Annotated in this window: 19 protein-coding genes; 12 read left to right on the top strand and 7 right to left on the bottom strand. The window is 67.2% G+C overall.

All coding sequences use genetic code 11. The features are described from left to right. Together F0L68_RS20040 and F0L68_RS20035 are read right to left on the bottom strand one after the other, a co-directional pair. Nucleotides 1-623 (bottom strand): carboxylesterase family protein (locus F0L68_RS20040; protein WP_149851148.1); only part of this gene is annotated, 623 nt, incomplete at its 3' end. 92 nt (nt 624-715) lie between these two features. Continuing rightward, nucleotides 716-1,549, bottom strand: coding sequence for an SDR family oxidoreductase (locus tag F0L68_RS20035; RefSeq protein WP_149851147.1), 834 nt, complete (start codon nt 1,547-1,549; stop codon nt 716-718). Nucleotides 1,550-1,653: 104 nt separating this feature from the next. On the opposite strand from F0L68_RS20035, the gene F0L68_RS43610 reads away from it, so the two are divergent. The 8 genes from F0L68_RS43610 to F0L68_RS20005 all read left to right on the top strand — a co-directional run bounded on the left by F0L68_RS43610 (nt 1,654) and on the right by F0L68_RS20005 (nt 8,599). Next, complete coding sequence (locus F0L68_RS43610) at nt 1,654-2,076, top strand: helix-turn-helix domain-containing protein (RefSeq protein ID WP_223198966.1); 423 nt, start codon at nt 1,654-1,656, stop codon at nt 2,074-2,076. Continuing rightward, nucleotides 1,998-2,468, top strand: coding sequence for an MmyB family transcriptional regulator (locus F0L68_RS43605; RefSeq protein WP_240542989.1), 471 nt, complete (start codon nt 1,998-2,000; stop codon nt 2,466-2,468). Before F0L68_RS43610 ends, F0L68_RS43605 begins: the two co-directional genes overlap by 79 nt. A gap of 47 nt (nt 2,469-2,515) precedes the next feature. Next, entirely contained in the window at nt 2,516-2,665 is a 150-nt protein-coding gene (locus tag F0L68_RS42485) for a hypothetical protein (protein ID WP_188316691.1), read from the top strand. 23 nt (nt 2,666-2,688) lie between these two features. Next, a complete protein-coding gene (locus tag F0L68_RS20025; protein WP_223198965.1) occupies nt 2,689-3,561 on the top strand; it encodes an aminoglycoside phosphotransferase family protein in 873 nt (290 codons plus the stop codon). A gap of 309 nt (nt 3,562-3,870) precedes the next feature. Continuing rightward, on the top strand, nt 3,871-4,467 hold the full coding sequence (locus tag F0L68_RS20020; RefSeq protein WP_149851146.1) for a TetR/AcrR family transcriptional regulator: 597 nt from the start codon (nt 3,871-3,873) through the stop codon (nt 4,465-4,467). After that, a complete protein-coding gene (locus F0L68_RS20015) occupies nt 4,464-4,811 on the top strand; it encodes a nuclear transport factor 2 family protein (protein ID WP_149851145.1) in 348 nt (115 codons plus the stop codon). Before F0L68_RS20020 ends, F0L68_RS20015 begins: the two co-directional genes overlap by 4 nt. Next, a complete protein-coding gene (locus tag F0L68_RS20010; protein ID WP_149851144.1) occupies nt 4,808-5,119 on the top strand; it encodes a TfoX/Sxy family protein in 312 nt (103 codons plus the stop codon). The genes F0L68_RS20015 and F0L68_RS20010 overlap by 4 nt, the downstream gene beginning before the upstream one ends. A 666-nt stretch (nt 5,120-5,785) precedes the next feature. After that, the gene (locus F0L68_RS20005) at nt 5,786-8,599 is read left to right on the top strand and encodes a right-handed parallel beta-helix repeat-containing protein (RefSeq protein ID WP_223198964.1); all 2,814 of its coding nucleotides are present in this window, start codon (nt 5,786-5,788) and stop codon (nt 8,597-8,599) included. 9 nt (nt 8,600-8,608) lie between these two features. Here F0L68_RS20005 and F0L68_RS20000 read toward each other — a convergent pair whose 3' ends face one another. Beyond that, the gene (locus F0L68_RS20000) at nt 8,609-9,841 is read right to left on the bottom strand and encodes an alpha-L-fucosidase (protein WP_149851142.1); all 1,233 of its coding nucleotides are present in this window, start codon (nt 9,839-9,841) and stop codon (nt 8,609-8,611) included. Between the two features lie 15 nt (nt 9,842-9,856). On the opposite strand from F0L68_RS20000, the gene F0L68_RS19995 reads away from it, so the two are divergent. After that, entirely contained in the window at nt 9,857-10,648 is a 792-nt protein-coding gene (locus tag F0L68_RS19995) for an AraC family transcriptional regulator (RefSeq protein ID WP_223198963.1), read from the top strand. A 69-nt stretch (nt 10,649-10,717) separates the two neighbouring features. Here the strand turns inward: F0L68_RS19995 and F0L68_RS19990 are convergent, their stop codons facing one another. The 4 genes from F0L68_RS19990 to F0L68_RS19975 all read right to left on the bottom strand — a co-directional run bounded on the left by F0L68_RS19990 (nt 10,718) and on the right by F0L68_RS19975 (nt 15,955). After that, on the bottom strand, nt 10,718-11,620 hold the full coding sequence (locus F0L68_RS19990) for a carbohydrate ABC transporter permease (RefSeq protein WP_149851141.1): 903 nt from the start codon (nt 11,618-11,620) through the stop codon (nt 10,718-10,720). Next, the gene (locus tag F0L68_RS19985) at nt 11,617-12,504 is read right to left on the bottom strand and encodes a carbohydrate ABC transporter permease (RefSeq protein ID WP_223198962.1); all 888 of its coding nucleotides are present in this window, start codon (nt 12,502-12,504) and stop codon (nt 11,617-11,619) included. Before F0L68_RS19985 ends, F0L68_RS19990 begins: the two co-directional genes overlap by 4 nt. Nucleotides 12,505-12,582: 78 nt before the next feature. Beyond that, nucleotides 12,583-13,848, bottom strand: coding sequence for an ABC transporter substrate-binding protein (locus F0L68_RS19980; RefSeq protein ID WP_149851140.1), 1,266 nt, complete (start codon nt 13,846-13,848; stop codon nt 12,583-12,585). Nucleotides 13,849-13,870: 22 nt separating this feature from the next. After that, on the bottom strand, nt 13,871-15,955 hold the full coding sequence (locus F0L68_RS19975) for an alpha-L-fucosidase (RefSeq protein WP_149851139.1): 2,085 nt from the start codon (nt 15,953-15,955) through the stop codon (nt 13,871-13,873). A gap of 233 nt (nt 15,956-16,188) precedes the next feature. On the opposite strand from F0L68_RS19975, the gene F0L68_RS19970 reads away from it, so the two are divergent. From F0L68_RS19970 to F0L68_RS19960, 3 genes are all read left to right on the top strand, one after another. Next, the gene (locus tag F0L68_RS19970) at nt 16,189-17,511 is read left to right on the top strand and encodes an ABC transporter substrate-binding protein (RefSeq protein ID WP_149851138.1); all 1,323 of its coding nucleotides are present in this window, start codon (nt 16,189-16,191) and stop codon (nt 17,509-17,511) included. A gap of 73 nt (nt 17,512-17,584) precedes the next feature. Continuing rightward, the gene (locus F0L68_RS19965) at nt 17,585-18,475 is read left to right on the top strand and encodes a carbohydrate ABC transporter permease (RefSeq protein WP_149851137.1); all 891 of its coding nucleotides are present in this window, start codon (nt 17,585-17,587) and stop codon (nt 18,473-18,475) included. 62 nt (nt 18,476-18,537) lie between these two features. Further along, a complete protein-coding gene (locus F0L68_RS19960; protein WP_223198961.1) occupies nt 18,538-19,305 on the top strand; it encodes a carbohydrate ABC transporter permease in 768 nt (255 codons plus the stop codon). Nucleotides 19,306-19,356 lie beyond the last annotated feature (51 nt).

Raw genomic sequence — 19,356 nt, 5'->3', positions numbered from 1 at the left:
GGCCGGCGAAACGCAGCCAGCCCTGGAAGAGTGTGCGCTGGCGGCTCATGGTCAGGAACAGCTTCGGCGGCTCGGTCCTGGTGATCAGTCCGCTGATCCGGGCGAAGGCCCACGATGTTTTCGCGGGTCCAGTGCAGGGCGGCGATCTGGTCGGCCACTCCGTAGGCCCCCGACGCGGTGGCGTAGGCGTCGTCCAGGTGCCCGGCGTGGAGGAACCCGAATGCGCCGAGCCGGTAGTTGCAGCTGACGAGCACCACTCCGTCGCGGGCGAAAGTGTTCCCGTCCGAGCCGGAGTCGGCGTTCGAGCCCATGAGGAAGCCGCCGCCGTGGATCCAGAACATCACCGGCAGGCCGGCTGCGCCCTCCGGCGCCCACACGTTGACCGACAGGAAGTCGTCGCTTGTGCTCAGGCCGCCGAAGATGGGCGAGGACGGCTGGGGCCCGCCCGGCCCGTAGGCGGTGCACTCGCATACGCCTTCCCAGGGGGCGCGCGGCACGGGCGGCTTGAACTCGTTGGCGCCGAAGGGTGGTTCCGCATAGGGGATGCCCTTGAACGCGGCGATCCCGCCACGCAGTTCTCCTCTGACCGTCCCAGATGTCGTCTCGGCGTCGATCGTGTTCATGCTGTTCAGCTCCACTCGGTAGGGGGTGCCTCACCGTTGTGCGGCGGTGCGTCGACAGGTGCGGATGGTGGGCGGCTGTGCCGCCGTTGTGCTCAGGTGCCGGCGTCGGTCTCGGCCGCGCTCGCCTGCTGGGGCTCGACCTGGGCGAGCCGGCCGCGCAGCGCGACGGTGACTCCCTGGTAGGAGTCGCTGCCCAGCACGAGCCTCATCGGGGCCGGCTTTTGCGCGGCGCTGTCGATGACCTTCGCTGCGACTTTCACCGGGTCGCCGGGGACCGGAACCCGGGTGTGCCCGAACACGCGCACCATCGCGGCCGGCGTCCCGTCGTATGCGGCCAACGGTTCACCGAGCTGGAGGCTGCTGCTGCTGAAGGAGGTGCGGGCGCCACCGGGCTCGACCAGCGTCACCTCGATGCCGAACGGGGCGACCTCCTGGGCGAGTGCTTCCATGCAGCCCTCTACGCCCCACTTGCTCGCGTGGTAAAGCGAGGCTCCGGCGTGTGCGGCGAGCCCGGCGACCGAGGAAATCTGGATCACCCGGCCGCCGCCCTGGGCGCGCAGGCGCGGCAGCGCGGCCCGCGCCGTCTGGATCGAGCCGATCAGGTTGGTGGTGATCTGGTGGACGACCTGCTCGTCGGTGAACTCTTCGGCAGCACCGAACAGGCCGTAACCCGCGTTGATCACGACCACGTCGATACGGCCGAGGTCACTGAAGGCGGCATCCATGACCTCACGTATCCGCGGCAGGTCGGTGACGTCGAGGTGGCCGACCCAGAAACGGTCGCCATACTCGGCCTGCAGATCGTCGACCGAGCCCTTCCGCCGGACCGTCCCGGCGACCCGGTCGCCGCGGGACAGGAGCTGCTCCGCCAGCTCACGCCCGAACCCGCTGTTGACACCAGTGATGAACCACGTCTGCATCGTCATACAAGCAACGTTCACAGGCGCGAATCGGCCCTGCCAGGTCCTTCTTGCTCCTGGTAGTGACAGGGACACCCAGAATCGATTTGCGACCACATAGCCTGACATTCATGAACAATGCCCTGGGAGACTTCCTGCGTGCACGACGCGAACGGGTCACCCCCGCCGATGCGGGCCTGCCGCCCGGGCACGGGCTGCGCCGGGTGACCGGGCTGCGCCGCGAGGAGGTCGCCATGCTGGCCGGCATCAGCGCCGAGTACTACCTGCGCCTCGAACAGGGCCGCGACCGCAACCCCTCGGCGCAGGTACTCGAGGCGCTCGCCCAGGTACTCCAGCTGGACCAGGAAGGCACTGCATACCTGCTGTCTCTCGCCGCCCGAAACCGCGCCGCGAATCCGATTGGCCCGACGAACGTCTCCCCTCGGGACTCGAAACGCTGCTCCAAATCCTCAACGTGCCCGCATTCGTCTTCAATCGGTACAGCGATGTCCTGGCCGCCAACCGGCTGGCGCGGGCGCTGTCCCCAGAGCTGACGCCGGGGACGAACCGGCTGCGCGCGCTTTTCACCGACGAGGCGGTTCAGGAATACCACGCCGACTGGGAGTACTACACGGACATCGCCGTGGCCCACCTGCGCGCCACGGTCGGCACGGAGACCGACGACGAACGCCTACAGGCCCTGATCGGGGAGATGTCCCTCAAGAGCGACCGGTTCCGCCAGCTGTGGGCCCGCCACGATGTGCGCTCCGCGGCCGAGGTCGCGTTCCGGATCCAGCATCCGCAGGTCGGTGCTGTGGAGCTGCTGGTCGAGAAGTTCCAGGTGGTCGGTGCCAGCGGACTGGAGATGATGCTCCTGCACGCCGAGCCCGGCACCCGATCGGCCGATGCTCTGGCCCTGCTCGCCTCACTCAACGCTTCTTCGTGATACCGGCTTCATGGAGCCCGTGAGGTGCCCTGGACACCCACCTGGTCATGGTGGTCGGTCGGATCCTGCCCGGCAGCCACAACAACGACATTCACGACGTTGGATTGAGCGCTGTGGGGCTGAAGCATGTTGCGGGTGTGCTGGCGGGAAAACGTTTGACGGCTGGTGGTGTCTGGCGGTCGGATGATGTGTTGTGAGCGCAGGGCAGATGCATCCAGACATGCTCCCGATCGACGACGACCTCGTTCGGAGTCTGATCGCGGCGCAATTCCCTCAGTGGTCGGAGCTGGCGGTGGAGAGGTGGCCATCCAGCGGCACGGTCAATGCCATGTACCGGCTTGGCGACGACCTGGTCGTCAGGCTGCCGTTGGTGGCGGGCGGGGCCACAGACGTGGCGATGGAACAGCGTTGGCTGCCCCGCCTCGGGTCCCGGCTGCCCGTAACCATCCCAGAGGTGCTCGGGGCCGGGACGCCTGCCGATGGCTATCCGTGGCCGTGGTCGGTGTATCGATGGCTGGAGGGGAAGAATCCCGAAGTGGGGGCGCTCAGTGAGCCCTTGCTTCTGGCCAAGGATCTGGCCGAGTTCGTGGCGGCGATGCGGAGCATCGACTTGCCGGGGGCGCCGAGGGCCCACCGCGGCGGGCAGCTCGCCTTGCTCGACTCACCGACCCGGGCGGCGATCGCGCAGCTGCGCGGGATCCCGGAGGAGGACGTCGACTGCGATGCCGTGGCCGCCATGTGGGAGAACGCGTTGCGGGCCCAAGGCCAGGACGCTCCATCAGTGTGGCTGCATGCCGATTTGATGCCGGGCAATCTGTTGGTGGACGGTGACCGCCTGTCCGCAGTGATCGATTTCGGCTGTATGGGCGTGGGCGATCCGGCCTGCGATCTGTTCCCGGCGTGGAATCTGCTGCCGGCCGATGGGAGGGAAGCCTTCCGCGAGGCTCTGGGCGTGGATGACGGGATGTGGATCCGCGGCCGGGGGCGGACGCTTTCGCAGGCGCTGATCGCGCTGCCGTACTACCGGAGGACAAATCCGGCGATGGCAGACAACGCTCGTCACGTGATCCGGACGGTGCTGGAAGACGGCTGAGCAATCCCGCCCGTTGGGGACCGTGCTGGTCTCAGCCCCTCACCGAAGGACAGCGACCAGCGCGGTCGCTTCATAGCGGACGAACCTGTTGCGCCGGCATGTTGATCTTGCTGGGTCAGGTCGCGGCCGAGTGGAGATCCTCTCGGTTTTCCTTATGTGGCAGCGTTTCGAGCTGGTCGCGACGCACCGATCAGGTCGCCGATGTGCGGAAGGATCGCACCGGCGGGACGGGCTCGGGTGGAGGGAGGGGGCGGTCGGCAGTGCACGTGTGTTATTTTTGTGAGCGATCGTTCAACTAAGGAGGTGTCGATGGGGCGCAAGCAGCTCTGGGATCAGGCGGAGGTGCTGGCCTCCGCCATGCGGCTGTTCCGTCGCCGCGGCTACCTCGGGGCCTCTCTGCGGGACATCGAGGAGGCGACCGGGCTGCACCCGGGCAGCCTGTACCGGGTCTTCGAAAGCAAGGACGGCCTGTTCCGCGCGGCACTGGACGCCTACAACGACCAGGTGGTGCGGGGCCGGGTCCGGGTTCATCTCCTGGAGCCGGCGGATCCTGTGGCGGGCATCCGGTCGTTCTTCACCTCGGCGTTCGAGACCGGCCTCGATCCCGATCCGGGCTGTCTGCTCACCAACACCGCCGTGGAGTCCTTCACCGTTCCGCAGGCCGCCGCGGGAGTGCGCCGAGGGCTGGAGGCGATCGAGTCCGGCTTCGCCGACGCGCTGACGCGCGCCCGTGCCCTGGGCCTGCTGTCCGCGGATCTGGACGTCGAGGAGTCGGCAGCCCGCCTGCTGGCGCTCTATCAAGGCCTGCTGGTGCTGGTCAGGGCCGGCACCCCCCTCACGAAACTGCACACCATCACCGATGGCGCGATGGCGTCGATCGGCTCCGAGAAAGAGGGACAGCGATGAGCGACTCACAGCAGCTCTGGACGGACTATGCCGCGTGCTGGTCGGCCGACCGCGGCGAGCGGCTCGCCGCCCTCGGCACGGTCGCGGTCGACGACGTCGCCTATCGGGACCCGGGCACGGAGGTGGGCGGGCTAACCGAGCTGGCCGCCTACATGGCCGGATTCGCCGGCGCCTTCCCCGGTCACCGGTTCCGCATCGACGAAGTACTCGAGCACCACGACCGGTCGCTCGCACGGTGGACCCAGCTGGGCGAGCAGGGCGAGCCCGCCATGGCGGGCGTGAGCACCGCGCTGCACCGCGACGGCCGACTCGCCGACATCACCGGGTTCTTCCTCCCCGCGTGAGCGGATCCCGCAGCCTCGCCGAGCATGTCGCCGATCAGCTGGCGTCGCTCGGCGAGGTCACCGTCCACCGCTACTTCGGCGGCTGGGCACTGCGCAGCCACGGCATCCAGTTCGCGATGGTGATGGACACCCTCTACCTCCGCGTCGACGACGCGGCCCGCTCCTCCTATGAGGAGGCCGGGTCCACACCGTTCACCTACAACGCCGCGGGCCGCGAGGTGGTCGTGCACGCCTACTGCAGCGTCCCACCGGACGCGATCGACGACCGGGCTGAGCTGTGTGCCCTGGCCCGCGCGGCACTCGCCTGAGCAGCCAGTCCCCAACCGCCGGGCGATGGCACGCCGCCGCTCGAAACCCCGCCATTCGGCCACCCCGAGCGACCCAACCCGACCTACTCGGCAGCGATACGTAGGTCTGCGCTCCGCGACGGGCGCCGTCTGCTTGGGTACGCGAGCCTGTACTAGGCAGCGCGCCGACGTTGCGCATGACCATGCCGCCGTGTCGGTGTCAAGGTAGAAGGCGGACCCGGTGCCGCTGGGGATGATCGCGGTAACCGGGTAGATGTTTTTGGCGCTGTCGTAGGACTTCCGCCCGGTGACCCGCGTGCCGCCGGAGAACACCGGCCGTGGGCACTGGACGTGGCCGATCTGGCGGACGGGGCGGCGATCCTTGGAACTGGCCGCGGGGAGCCCGCGTAGCGGGCGAGGGTCTCTCCCTCATCGGAGCGAGCACTCCGATGTTTGAAGGACGGTGGGTCTGACCTAGAGGCGCCAAACCGGTCAAAGTTGGCGTTGACGCGGCGATTGTGGAGAGTGCAGTATGGCGCTCGCGTATCCAACTCGTTAAGACATCGGATGTATCGCGATGTTGTGTCACGGCGGGAGCAGCCGATGAGGCACGGATGGAACCTGAGCACGGCGCGACGCCGGGGAGCCGTACCCCTCACGGCGGCGTTGTCGATCACCCTTCTGGCATTGACCGCGCCGGAGTCTATGGGCGCGCCCGTGCACTCCCGCGTGGTCAATGTCTACGTCGCACCCACCGGCAACGATGCCAACGGCGGATCGTCGGAGGCGCGCCCGGTGCTGACACTGGCGCGCGCGCAGGCCGCGGCTCGGGCCGCGTCGAGGTCGGGGAAGGCCGTCCACGTGTGGGTTCGCGGTGGCAGTTACCACCTGGCGGCCACGCTGCGCTTCACCGCGGCGGACTCCGGAACGCCGTCCGCCCCGGTCACCTACTCGGCCTACCCGGGGGAGAAGGTCGTTATCGGCGGTGGACGTCAGGTGACCGCGGCGTGGACTGCCTACTCCGGAGCCATCCAGGTGGCTGACGTCGGGAAGAACCTGAGCATCGACGGGCTGTTCCTCAATGGCACCAAGCAGACCCTTGCTCGCTACCCCAACGCCGACCCCGCCGCGACGGTCCTTAACGGAACCACGAGCATGGCCACGCTCGACGCCAGGGCTAAGACCTGGAACAACCCTACGACCGGCTACATCCGCGCCCTGCACTACGGTCACTGGGGCGGCAACGACTACACGATCACCGGCTTCAGCTCCGGCCAGTTGCAGACGCAGTGGGTGGGCGACAACAACCGGGGCAGCGGCATGGACCCGAACACCGTCGTCGCCGAGAACATCTTCGAGGAACTCGACGCCCCCGGCGAATGGTTCTACGACAAGACCGCCGGCAAGCTGTACCTCCAGCCGCCAGCCGGCACCGATCTCTCCACCGCGATGGTGGAGACCGCCGAGCTGGACGAGCTGATCCGCGTCGAAGGCCACTCGCCCACCCAACCGGTGCACGACCTGACCTTCAACGGGTTCACCTTCACCCAGACCCACCGCACCCTGTTCGACACGCCCTACGAGGGCCTGCAACTGGGCGACTGGGCCATCGCGCGGGCCGGCGCGATCCACGCCAAGAACACCAAGCGCATCACGGTGTCCGGTTCGGTGTTCGACAACGTCGGCGGCAACGGCGTGTTCATCGACGGCTACAACAAGGACGACGTGGTCACCCGCAACAGGTTCACTTCCTCCGGGGCCAGCGACGTCCAGGTTGTCGGCTCGCCCGCCGCCGTCCGCGACCGTTCCACCTGGAACGCCATGGTCAACCCGCCCACAGACCTCACCCCGGGCCCCAAGACCGAGGACTACCCCCGCGACATCACGGTCAGCGACAACAGCATGGCCGACATGGGCCGCTTCGAGAAGCAGAGCGCCGGCGTGAACATCTCCATGAGCAGACAGGTCACCGTGTCCCACAACACCATCCACGGCAGCCCGCGCTCCTGCGTCAACATCAACGACGGAACCTGGGGCGGCAACCTCGTCGACTCCAACGACATCTTCGACTGCGTGAAGGAGACCTCCGACCACGGCCCGATCAACGCGTGGGGCCGGGACCGCTTCTGGCCCATCGCCGGCCCCAACATCAACCCCAGCGCCCAGTCCGACGCGCAGCAGAAAAGCTATGCACGCCTGGATGTCGTCTCGCCCAACACCATCAGCAACAATCGGGTCTGGCACAACAGCGAGTGGGCCATCGACCTGGACGACGGCTCCAGCAACTACGTCCTGACCAACAACCTGTTGCTCAACGCCGGCATCAAGCTGCGAGACGGCTTCTACCGGACCGTCACCAACAACATCGTGGTCAACGGCAGCATCTACGAGCAGATCACCCACCGCGACGTCGAGGACGCGATCAACCGCAACATCGTCCTGACCGGCCAGCCCTACCAGCTCACCGTCAGCGACCCGGCCACCGCCAAGTACACCGCCGACAACAACGTGTTCTGGAACAACGACGGGACGGTCACCGGCCTGGACGGTGCCTGGGCGGCCAACGGGCTGGACACTCACTCGGTCACCGCCAGCCCGCAGTTCACCAACGGCTCGCCGTGGGGCACACCGGCCATGAAGGACTACACGGTCGCCGGCACCTCGCCGGCGCTCACGCTCGGATTCGTGAACTTCCCGATGGACCGGTTCGGCACCGGAAACCCCGGCGAACCCGCACCTCCGGCGGTCACCTGGCCGGACACGCCGGTCGTGCCCACGCGCGCGTCGCAGGCCGAGCCGCTGATGGGCGCGACCGTCAAGCAGGTCTACGACAACGCGGTCCAGTCCGCCGTCGGCCTCGGGGACTTCAACGGCCTGTACTTGGAGAACGTGCCCACCACGTCCTATGCCTATGGGCAGGGACTGCGCACGCTGGACGTGATCCGGTCGGTCAACGACAGCACCGTCACCGACCGGGACAGCTTCTGGACGGTGTACCAGGCGCTGGCGCCGGGCAGCACCGTCACCGCCGGCGTGTGGCGCAGCCAGGCACTCACCACCGTGACGTTCACCAAACCCGCCGATCCCCAGCAGTACAACAACACTGCCGGCGTTGCCTACACCGGTGCAGGCTGGGGCTGGCGCGGCAAGGACACCGGGGGCGGAGGCTCGTTCATGGACGACATCGACGCGACCACCACCATCGGCGACTCGTTCTCGTTCCGCTTCAACGGCACCGGCATCGACCTGATCACCGAGAAGTACAGCGACGAGGGAGAGATCGACATCTACGTCGACGGCGTCCTACAGACCACCGTCGACGCCACCAGCGCCACGCGCGCCTACCAGCAGACCGTGTACAGCAAGGACGGCCTGGCCCCGGGCGTGCACACCCTCAAGGGCGTCATGAAGACCGGCCAGTACATGATCGTCGACGGCTTCGCCGTGCGCACTGGCATTCCACCGCAGCGCATCAAGAAAGTGGTTTCCGTCGGGACCTGAATCTCCTGCTCAGTCCCGGCCATGGCCGCGGTAGAGCTCCAGTTCGCCGTCCAGTTCGACCGCGAGTGTGGTGACATAGCGGTCGCAGGCCGCCGGGGCGTCGATCAGCAGCATGCCGGGAACCGGGGAGAAACCGCCGACGCGCCGGTGGGCCAGTGTCTCCCCGGTTCCCAGTACGGTGATCCGCTTGACTGGGGTCTTCAGGCCGCGGATGGTGATGTGGTCGCGGGGCGGGTCGAAGCAGAACACGTACAGGGTCCTGCGGTCCCTGGATACCGTGGTGGGGCCGTGGAAGTGGCCGGCGGGGATGCCGCGTTCGGTGCCGTAGACCGCGTTGTCGTTGCGGCGGATCCAGTCTCCCAGGCCCTCCAGCCGCGCGGCCTGTTCGGACGGGATCGTGCCGTCCTCACGCGGGCCGACATCCAGCAGCAGGTTGCCGCCGCCACCGATGGTCTCCACGAACAGCTGAACGAGGAAGGCGAGTGGTTTGTAGTCCTGGTCCTGTCCTTGGAATCCCCACGAGTTGTTGATGGTGTAACACAATTCCCACGGGCCCTCAGGGGGCGTAGTCGGCGCGCCCTGCTCGGGGGTGGCGTAGTCACCGTGGCCGAGGAGCCTGCCGTTGAAGACCATGCCGGGCTTCATGGCCACCAGATCGGCGTGGATCTCGTCCATGCGCCACCACGGCTGCGGGAGCTCCCACTCGCCGTCGAACCACAGCAGATCGGGGGAGTAGCCGGTGACGAGTTCGCGGAGCTGGCCTCGGTGGAAGCGCAGGAACCGTTCCCAGTGTTCGGGCTCTTCGATGATCGGCTCGGCGTTGAGCTGCTGGAGCGTCCGGTATGGATAGTCCGGATGCGACCAGTCCAGATGAGAGAAGTACAGGCCCACCTTGAGATCGTGTCGGCGCAGCGCCTCGACGTAGGGCTCGATCAGGTCACGGCCCGCAGGGGTGCGCCTGACGACACTCAGATCGTTGAGCGCGGTGTCCCAGAGCGCGACGCCGTCGTGGTGCTTTGCGGTGAGGACGGCATAGCGCGCACCCGCCTTCCGGAACAGGACGGCCCACTCCTCGGCGTCGTACTTCGCCGCAGTGAAGCCGTCGAGCTGCTTCAGGTAGTCCGCATACGAGACCTCGCCGTTGAAGAAGGACCAGGATTCCGTTACGCCGTCCACGGCGTAAATCCCCCAATGGACGAAGATGCCGAGCTTGGCGTCGGCGAACCAGGCCTGTGTGGTCATGGTTCACGATGCTAGATGCGTAAGTCCTTATATCGGATCGGCTTGGATCACCAATACTGGTATGTTTTCACCATGGAGGCTCCGCCGCTAGTCGTGCACGCCGGTGTCGGCGTGCATGGGATCAACACGGCGCGGGAGGTGTTCCTGCTGCCGGATCTGTGGCAGCTACATCTGTACGGCTACCACGCCGGATATGCGGTGGACGGTGTGGACTACCAGATCCGGCCAGGCACGGTGAGCCTGGTGCCGCCCGCTACGACGGTGGAGTACCGCTATCGGGGGCGATCGGAGCATCTGTTCATGCATTTCCGGATGCCGGGTCGGCGGGATCCTCTGGTGCGAGACGCCGGCGACGCGCTACCGGTGCTGCGCGAGCTGATGCGGGATGCGGTGGCGTCGCTTCCGCAGTCACCGACGCGGTCGGCGGCGCTGGTGTGGGCCGCGTTGTGGCGGGTGTCGGACCTGGCCGAATCTTCGGCGGTGTGGCGCCATCCTGCGGTGGAGGTTGTCGTGCGCCATATCGAGGAGCATCTGGCCGAGCCGCTGGTGGTGGCGGAGTTGGCGCGTAAGGCGGGGGTCTCGCACAACCATCTGACCCGGTTGTTTCGCGAGCAGGTGGGGGACACGGTGGTCGGACACATCGCGGCGCGGCGGATGGCACGGGCGCTGCATTTGCTGCGAGCATCGACGTTGACGGCGGCGGCGATCGCGGCTGCGGTGGGGATCCCGGATTTGCAGGCGTTCAACAAGGCGTGCCGGAAGACTTTCGGGGCTTCGCCCCGGGCACTACGCGGCGCCACGCGATGATGAGTTCGCCGACTCAGCTGCTCGCCGCGCCGCGAAGGGTAGATCGTCGTCGGTGACAACGACAGAGGGTCATCCCTTGACCCCTCCGCCGCTCATGCCCTCGACCATGCGGCGCTGGAACAACACGAACAGCACGAACAGCGGCGCCATGCCAAGCAGCGCGGCCGGGAAGAGATCGGTCGGACGGACGATCCGTTCGTCCAGCAGCGAGTAGGCGTTGACCATCAGGGTGCGCTGATCCGGATCCTGCAAGAAGATCAGCGGGATCATCAGGTCGTTCCACACCATGAGGGTGACGAACACCAGCAGCGTGGCGGTGACCGGGCCGAGCAGCGGAAGGTAGATGGCGAAGAACGTGCGTAGTCGCCCCGCTCCGTCGAGTTGTGCGGCTTCCCCGAGTTCGCCGGGAATGGTGCGGACGAAGCTGGTGTAGAAGAACACCGCGACGGGCAGGTTCATCGCGGCGTAGATCAGGATGACACCGATGGTGGTGCCGAGTAGGTGCAGGTCGCGCATCAACAGGTACAGGGGAGCGACGAAGACGAACAGCGGCACGCCCATGCCGAGCATGAAGCCCCGGTAGGCCCATCGCGACCAGCCGAGCGTCGTCAGGCCGAGCGCGTATCCGGCCATGGCGCCGAGCACCACGACCAGGACACAGCTGCCGCCGGTGACGACGACTGTGTTCAGCACGCTGCGCGGGTACTGCATGGCGGAGATGGCGCGGGAGAAGTTCGACAGGGTCGGATGGAACGGTAGGGCCAGTGGATGCTCGGCCACGTCCTCGGGGCTACGCAGTGACGTGCTCAAGGCGAACAGGAACGGTACGACGAATCCGATGACGAGGACGGTGCCGGCGAGCCGGGCCAGCGGGCCCCCGGTGCCGCGGCTCGGCCGGGCCGAGCCACCCCGGGCGGTGCGCGACGCGGTCCGGCCGCTCGCGCCAACGGGGATCTTGCTGATGGTGGTCACAGCAGACGTCCTTCGCGGCGGCGCAGCAGGGCATTGGCCGCGGTGACCAGGATTGTCACGACGGCCAGCAGGAGGACCGAGAGCGCCGTGCCGTATCCGACCTCGCCGTTGGCGAAGACTGTCCGGTAGATCTGCAATCCCAGTGTGTTGGTGGCGTTCGCGGGACCACCCTTGGCCATGACCAGCGGCAGTTCCAGGACGCGCAGACAGCCGAGCAGGCTGAGGGTGATGGCAACCGTCAGTGAAGGGGCGAGCATCGGCCACTCCACCTTCCAGAACACCTGCCACCGATTGGCTCCGTCCAGCCTGGCGGCCTCAAGCATGTCCTCGGGAATGGTCCGGAACCCGGCGGCGAAGATCGACGCGGCGAGTCCGGCGGACATCCAGACATGGACCACGGCGATCGCGTACAACGCCGTCGAGGGTTCGGCGAGCCACACCTGACGCAGGCTGCCGAGTCCGATGGCGTTCAGCACCGAATTGATCGCGCCATCCTGCTGGTACAGCGACGACCAGATGTAGGAGGCCATCAAGCTGGACAGCAGGGCCGGGGTAAGCAGGACCACGGCCAGTGCCTTGCCGTAGCCGCCCCACCGACGCAGCATCGCGGCGAGCGCGAGGCCGATCGCGCTCTGTGCCAGCACGACGACGACGGTGAACACCAGCGTGTTCCCCAGAGCCGACAGCAGCGTCGCGTCATCCAACATCGCGCGGTAGTTCGCCAGTCCGACGTTCTCGGCGGTCGGTCCGCCCTCGGAATCGGTCAGGCTGAGCGGAATGGTCTTGATCAGCGGGTACACCATCAGGAGCGCGTACAGGCCAACCGCGGGCAGGGTGAACGGCAGCAGGGTCCGGGAACGGGTTTGTGTTCGCGGTGCGGTCACGGAGACTCCTTCCTGGTAGCCGTCGGGGACGGTCGGGGCGCGGCTACCAGGTAATCCGGGGCCACGGTCCGGCGGCGGTCAACTCTTGGCCGCGGTGTCGTAGGCCTCAAGGGTTTTGTCGATCGAGGACTGCCCGAGCAACAGCCCCTGCACGGCTTGTCCCATCGCGGTCTGTCCCTTTTCGTTGGCCCAGCCACCCGCCGGCAGGACCCAGAACCGGCCGGCCGTGACCGTGGAGTTGAAGGTCTCCGTGCCCGAGATCTTCGGCGTGGGGACCGATGTGAAGGGCGAGAGCGAGGATTCGGCGGTCAGGTAGGGGGTCAGCGCGTCGGCGCTCGACCAGAACTTCAGGTACTCCTGGGCTTCCGCCTTGTGGCTGGTCTTGGCGTTGATCGTCCAGGTGGTCCCGACCGCAGTGAGGGCCGCCTGCTGTCCGCCGTCGTCGCCACCCGGCCATGGCGTGAACTGAACCTGGTTTCCGTTCTTGGCCAGGTCGCTCATGGCCCAGGAGCCTTGCAGCAGGAACGCGCTCTTGCCGGCCGCGAAGTCCTGGGTGCCCTGGGACCATTCGTCGATGCCCAGCTGTGCCTTGTAGTCGACGAAGCCCTTGTCGCCGAGGTCGACGAACTGCTGCATGGCCTTCTTCCAGCCGTCCTCGCTGACAAAGGTGGCCTTGCCGGCGGCCTGGTCGTCGTTCCAGTTCGGTTTGCCCGCGAAGACACGGGATGCGGCGGAGGCATTGATCGCCTGGTAGATGGTCCAGCCGCTCTTGTCCGGGAGCGCGAGCCCTGGTTGCCCGGCCTTCTTCAGCGCCTGCTGGTCGGCCACGAACTCCGACCAGGTGGTGGGCGCCTTGTCGATTCCCGCGGCCTTCAGCAGCTTCATGTTGCTGTACAAGCCGATGCCCGCCAGCTCGCTCGGCGAGGCGACCACCTTCTTGCCGGCGCTCACCAGCGACTTGACCGGGGCCGCCAGGTCGGTCGCCCAGGACTGATCAGACAGGTTGAGCAGATATCCAGCCTTCGCCCAGCGCGGCAGATCGGAGGGCTGAGCCATGAAGACGTCCTCGGCGTTCCCGCCGAGGAGCTCCGCGTTGAGTTTCTGGCCGTAGCTGTTGCCCTGCGCGTACGTGTAGTCGATCTTGACGTTCGGGTGGGACTTTTCGAACGCCGCGTTGATGTCCTTCAGGTAAGCCGATTCGGCCGGGCTGCCCTTCCAACCGATCACTTTGAGTGTGACCGGGCCGCCGCCGGCATTGTCGCCGGTAGAGCCGGAACAGGCCGCCAGGGCGAGGGAGGACGCCACGATCGCGCTGGCCAGCGCCACGATGTTCTTGCTGCGCATGGGAATTCCTCTGTCACGATCGTCATTCCTGATGCATCGAATGACTCGGGATTGGGCTGATCCGCACGACCCGAGCAACCGGGTCGGCGGTCGCGGGGAGGGTGAGCACGGTTCCCCTCCGCCCGGGCGCGCTGCGAATGGGTGCCCCGGAGGCGAGGTCGGTGACCCGTGTGCCGTCGGGAAGGTGGAGGCCGGTGATCACAGTTTCTCCGGCGGCCGCACCAAGGAAATGGGCGTAGAGGGCGTCTGTGGTGGTCGTGAAGCGAACTGGAAGTCCGTCCTGGGTGGCGGATTCCGGGGTGGTCCAGGGACGGGTGCCGTAGACCGCCTGTCCGTGGACCTCCAGCCAGCGGCCGAGTTCGAGAAGCGCCCGCTGCTGGAGTTTCGGGATGCGGCCTCGGTCGTCTGGGGAGACGCCGAGCAGGAGGTTGCCGTTCTTGCTGACGACATCGAGGAGGAGGTGGACGAGTTCGGTGCCGGACAGGGCGTGTTCGGGACCTTCCTGGCGGTTCCAGCCGAAGGAGAGGCCGATCGGGCGGGCGACCTCCCAGGCCCTGGCATCGACTTCGTGGCGGCGGGCGAAGTTGGGGGTGGCTACGTCGTAGGGACCCGACCAGAACCGGTCGTTGATGATCCCCTCGGGCACGGCCGCGTAGTAGTCCTGCACGAGCTGGCTGGGATCGCCGGGATATCCCATGTCGTTCCAAAGGAAATCGGGGCGGTAGTTCTCGATCAGCTCGCGCCAGTGGGCGTCGACGTACGCGGCGTAGGCGGGGCCGGGCGGGCAACTTGTGCGCGTGTCGGCCATCCGGCGGACCGGGAGGTTGGCGAAGGACCAGTCCATGCCCGATGAGTAGTACAGGCCAAGGCGCATCGACCGTTGGCGGACGGCGTCGGCGAGTTCGCCGATGACATCCCGGGGTGCGTTCCACTCGTGCGGGTGCGGCACCTGGGAAGGCCAGAGGCGGTAGCCGTCGTGGTGTTTGGCCACCGGCACGGCGTACCGGGCGCCTGCCGCGGCGAACAGGTCGGCCCATTCCGCCGGATCCCAGTCTTCGAGCGCGGACGCGAAGGGGCCGCGGAAGTTCTGGTAGGCCATGCCGCCGTAGGTGGCGCGGTGGTAGTGCCAGGTGGGACTGTCCTCGATGGAGATTCCGTTCTCGTACCACTCGGAGAAGGAATGGGTGACCAGCGGGTCGAGTTCGTCGCGACTGCGCGGCACGCTCTCGTCGTCGACGAGCAGGTCGACCAGCGACTCGTCCAGCGGCGCCCAGCCGGGGACGGAATACAGTCCCCAGTGGACGATCACGCCCAGCTTGGCATCGCGGAACCAGGCCGGCGTCTCGCGGGCCTCCGGTTCGGGCTCGACGCCGACGCGCTGTGGCTGTTTGCGGGCCGTGAGCACGGGCTGGAGCGAGCGCCGCTCGGCGGTGGCCCTGGCGGCATGCGCGAGCGACCACGCGCGAGCACCGTCGGCATCCTGGCGTTCGACCGCCGACACCATCATGTCGTGGTCGAGCAGCAGATGCTCACGCCCCTTCTCCCAGGCCGCCCGCCAGAGATCCGCCCGCGCCGATGCGCTGAACAGGGCGTCGGCCAGTGCGGCGAGCATGGCGTTGCCGCTGTGCCGGGTCAGTTCTCGGTGGAACTCCCGATCGGCCTCGGCGGCATCGGCATGGGTGTCGGCGGCGGCTACCTCGCCTGCGAGTTTGGTCAGCCGGGCGACCTCCGCCGGCCCGGAGGTCGCGGCCGAGCGGGCCGCGGCCGCCGCCTCCAGCACGGCATGCACGTCGAGCAGCTCGGCCCGCCAGGTTTCGTCGGCGATGGGCAGCACGAGTCGTAGTCCCGACAGCAACTGCACGGGCTCCACAGCGGTGACGAACACGCCGGCGCCTTGCCGGGGATCGACGAGCCCGAGGGCGGCCAGTGCGCTCATCGCCTCCCGGATCGAGCCTCGGGAGACGCCGAGCTGGAGGGCCAGGTCCCGTTCGACCGGAAGCTGCTGGCCGGGGGCGTAGGAGCCCCTGGCCAGCAGGCCAAGCAGCTGTTCCAACGCCCACGAGACGGCGGGCCTGGTGGTCGGCGACGGTTGTCCAGGGGCAGTCATCGGATCTCTCCTCTGTGACGGTTCCGTGAACAGTAAGTCATCGGACCAATCTCGTCCAGACCTCGCGTTTGCCCAGCTCGGCTGACGCGGTCACCTCGGGACAGTGTCAAGTCATCGGGCCAATCTTGTCTCCGAGTCTTTACAGGGGAGCCACGTGGCGGTAGAAATGCGACTCACGTCACAAGTCATCGGATGAATGATCCCCCTCGATCGTCCACCTCAAGGATCCCGCCATGACCATCTCCCGGATGACGTTCGCCGTACTCGCGGCCGGCGTCGTCATGTCCCTGGCCGCCGCCTGCTCCAACTCCGGCTCGGGCACCGATGCGTCCACGACCGGCCCGATCACGCTCAAGCTGTGGACCTGGACCGGGGCGCCCGGTGGCGAGGCCATGAAGCGCGCCATCGACGCCTACACCAAGGACCACCCCAACGTCACGATCACCAACACCGAGGTGGCGGCCGCCGACTTCAAGGCCAAGGTGCCCCTGGCGCTCAAGGGCGGCGAGCAGATCGACGTTCTGGCCGTGCAGCCGAGCCTGTTCGCCGAGCAGATCAAGGACCAACTGCTGCCGGTGAGCGCCTGGGAGAAGGACATGCCCTCCGGCACCATGAACAAGTTCCAGCCGCTGGCGCTGGAGCAGAACAAGAAGCTCTACAGCGATGGCCAGCTCTACTCGGTCCCGTTCGGTCTGAGCGGCTCGGCGGTCGGCTTCTACAACGCCGCGCTGCTCAAGGAGCTGGGCGTGCAGCCCCCGCAGACCTTCACCGACATGGCCGCCCTGGCCAAGACCCTCAAGGACAAGAAGCCGGGCGTGGCGGTGGCAGTCATGCCCTCGGGCGCCGACTCCTGGTTCCAGGACGAGTTCGCGCTCACCCTGGCCGGCCAGAACGACAAGGACTTCTTCAACAACGTCCGCTACCACAACGGAAAATGGGACACCCCGGCCTACGAGCAGGCGCTGACCAGCCTGCGGAAGATCTATGCCGACGGCGGGCTGGACAAGAACGTCATCGATGTCGACTACGCCGGGGCCGAGGAGAAGTTCGCCACCGGCAAGGCCGCGATCCTGTTCAACGGCACCTGGGACTCCACGCTGTTGTCCCCGGATTTCCGCAAGGCCAACAAGATCGCGCTGACCAGTGTCGGCGCCATGCCGGTTCCCGCGGTCTCCGACCCGTCGGCCCGCTCGCTGCGGTCCTTCCTGGACGTGACCATGGGTATCCCGAAGACGGCCAAGTACTCCAAGGAGGCCGCCGACTTCATCGCTTACGTCACCACCGGTGCGGGCGCCGATCTGTGGTCGAAGAACCTCGGTCTGTTCCCGGCTGTCCAGGGTTGGACCGCGCGGACGGGCGACCCGAGTTTCGCGGACGAGGAGGCCGGGGCCAAGACGATCCAGGCGCTGCTGACCAGCCCGCACAGCGACCGCAACAACATGAGCGCGTTCTCCGCCGAGGTCGGCAAGAAGGTGCTGAAGGTGATCGGCGGCTCCGATCCCGCGACTGCCGCCAAGGAGATGCAGGACGACCTGGACAGCGGCAAGTTCAACTGAGGGCCGGCCAGACCTCCGGCCGGGCGCGTCCGCTGCCGTGCGCGCCCGGCCGGGATCCACCGAAAGGCAGTCGATGCGACGAAAGCTGCCGGGCGAGGGGCGGACCGCCGTCCTGTTCCTCGCCCCGCTCTTCCTGGTCTACGCGCTGTACTTCGCCTACAGTTTCTGGTTCCTGATCGGCACCAGCTTCACCAAGGTGTCGATCGGTTTCTCCAACGCCGTCGCCGTCGGCTGGAAGAACTATCGGTTGCTGCTGACCGATCCGGCCTTCCTCACCGCCATCCGCAACAACCTGCTGTTCGCCGCAGCCAGCATCGCGGTCTCGCTGACCGTGGCGTTTGCCATCGCGGTCCTGCTCGCGTCCGGGATTGGCGGGAGGCGGCTGTACTACGCGATCTTCCTGGTCCCGGCGCTCACGCCGATCGCACTCGTCGCGACCGTGTTCAGCCGGATGCTGCAATACCAGGACGGCGCGCTCAACCAAGGACTGCGCGCCATCGGGCTGGATGGGCTGACCGAGCACTGGCTGACCGATTCGGGCTGGGCGTTCCTCGCGGTCATCGGCCTGCTCGCGTACCTGATCGGGCTGCCGATCATGTACTACACGGCCGACCTCGCCGCACTACGCACCGATGTGCTGGAGGCGGCCGTGCTGGACGGGGCAGGCCCGCTGCTCATCATGCGCAACGTCATCCACCCCATGATGCGCAGCACCCACATCACTGTGACGTTGGCCCTCCTGCTCGGCTCGTTCCGGGCTTTCGAGGTGGTGCTGCTGTCCACCGGCGGCGGCCCGGACAACACCACAGAGATCGTCGGCACCTACACCTACCGCTTTGTCACCTCCGCCGGATCCACGATCGGTTACGCCTCGGCTGCCTCCGTGCTCGTCCTCATCGTGGCAATGCTCGTGTCGGTGGTTCAGGTCCTGGTCACCAGGACGAAGAGGGGAGCGTCCCGATGAGCGCACGCGGTGGGTTCGGCCTGCTGATCCGGCGTCGCCGGGACCGGCGCATCGCGCAGGTGATGCTCGCGGCGACCGCGCTGCTGTGGCTGTTCCCCGCCTGGTCGGCGCTGCGCGAGGCGCTCAAGGTCGACGGCCTCGGGAACTTCGTGTCGCTGTTCAGCAATCCGCTGGGCGGCATCCCGATCTGGCGCACGTACCTCAACAGCGTGCTCAACGGGATCGTGCACACCGCAGTGGTCTTGGGTGTCTCGCTGCCCGCGGGATATGCCTTCGGCAAGCTGCGCTTCCGGGGCCGGGAGACCTTGTTCTACGCGACCATCCTGTTCCTGGCCATTCCGGGGACCGCGATCCTGGTGCCGCTCTATCACGTCACGCAGGAGCTGGGCCTGTTCAACACCCACCTGGGGATCGGCCTGCCCGAGGCGGCGCTCACCGTGCCGTTCGGGGTCCTGCTGATGCGCAACTACGCCGACAACGTGCCCGACACCCTGCTGGAGGCCGCGGTTGTCGACGGCGCCGGGCACCTTCAGACCTTCACCAGGATCTTCGTCCCGATCGCCCGGCCCGCGATCGTGAACCTGTTCGTGATGTGTTTCATGTGGTCTCTTCAGGATTTCCTGTGGCCGACCGTGTTCAACACCCATCCCGAGATGACCACGGCCGCCCAGGCCGTGGCGACGTTCCACAATGCACTGTCGGCTTCCCCGGTCGATTCCGCCCGCTACAGCGCCAGCCTCGTCCTCCTCGCGCTGCCCGCCGTCCTGCTCGTCGTCTTCGGCCAGCGCTTCATCACCAGCGGGCTCACCAGTGGAGCGATCAAAGACTGAATGTCGAGCAGTCCCCCCCAATGTGACGCCAGTCCGGCCGGTTCGCCGACG

The organism is Solihabitans fulvus, assembly GCF_008386585.1.
Lineage (GTDB): Bacteria > Actinomycetota > Actinomycetes > Mycobacteriales > Pseudonocardiaceae > Solihabitans > Solihabitans fulvus.
This window is presented reverse-complemented; position numbering and strand designations above follow the sequence as displayed.

Coding starts and splice junctions, on each gene's coding strand:
- F0L68_RS20035 (WP_149851147.1), bottom strand. CDS start 1,549: ATGACGATGCAGACGTGGTTCATCACTGGTGTCAACAGCGGGTTCGGG.
- F0L68_RS19970 (WP_149851138.1), top strand. CDS start 16,189: ATGACCATCTCCCGGATGACGTTCGCCGTACTCGCGGCCGGCGTCGTC.
- F0L68_RS20015 (WP_149851145.1), top strand. CDS start 4,464: ATGAGCGACTCACAGCAGCTCTGGACGGACTATGCCGCGTGCTGGTCG.
- F0L68_RS42485 (WP_188316691.1), top strand. CDS start 2,516: ATGGTGGTCGGTCGGATCCTGCCCGGCAGCCACAACAACGACATTCAC.
- F0L68_RS19960 (WP_223198961.1), top strand. CDS start 18,538: ATGCTCGCGGCGACCGCGCTGCTGTGGCTGTTCCCCGCCTGGTCGGCG.
- F0L68_RS19995 (WP_223198963.1), top strand. CDS start 9,857: ATGCGTAAGTCCTTATATCGGATCGGCTTGGATCACCAATACTGGTAT.
- F0L68_RS19980 (WP_149851140.1), bottom strand. CDS start 13,848: ATGCGCAGCAAGAACATCGTGGCGCTGGCCAGCGCGATCGTGGCGTCC.
- F0L68_RS43610 (WP_223198966.1), top strand. CDS start 1,654: ATGAACAATGCCCTGGGAGACTTCCTGCGTGCACGACGCGAACGGGTC.
- F0L68_RS20000 (WP_149851142.1), bottom strand. CDS start 9,841: ATGACCACACAGGCCTGGTTCGCCGACGCCAAGCTCGGCATCTTCGTC.
- F0L68_RS19975 (WP_149851139.1), bottom strand. CDS start 15,955: ATGACTGCCCCTGGACAACCGTCGCCGACCACCAGGCCCGCCGTCTCG.
- F0L68_RS20020 (WP_149851146.1), top strand. CDS start 3,871: ATGGGGCGCAAGCAGCTCTGGGATCAGGCGGAGGTGCTGGCCTCCGCC.
- F0L68_RS20025 (WP_223198965.1), top strand. CDS start 2,689: ATGCTCCCGATCGACGACGACCTCGTTCGGAGTCTGATCGCGGCGCAA.
- F0L68_RS19965 (WP_149851137.1), top strand. CDS start 17,585: ATGCGACGAAAGCTGCCGGGCGAGGGGCGGACCGCCGTCCTGTTCCTC.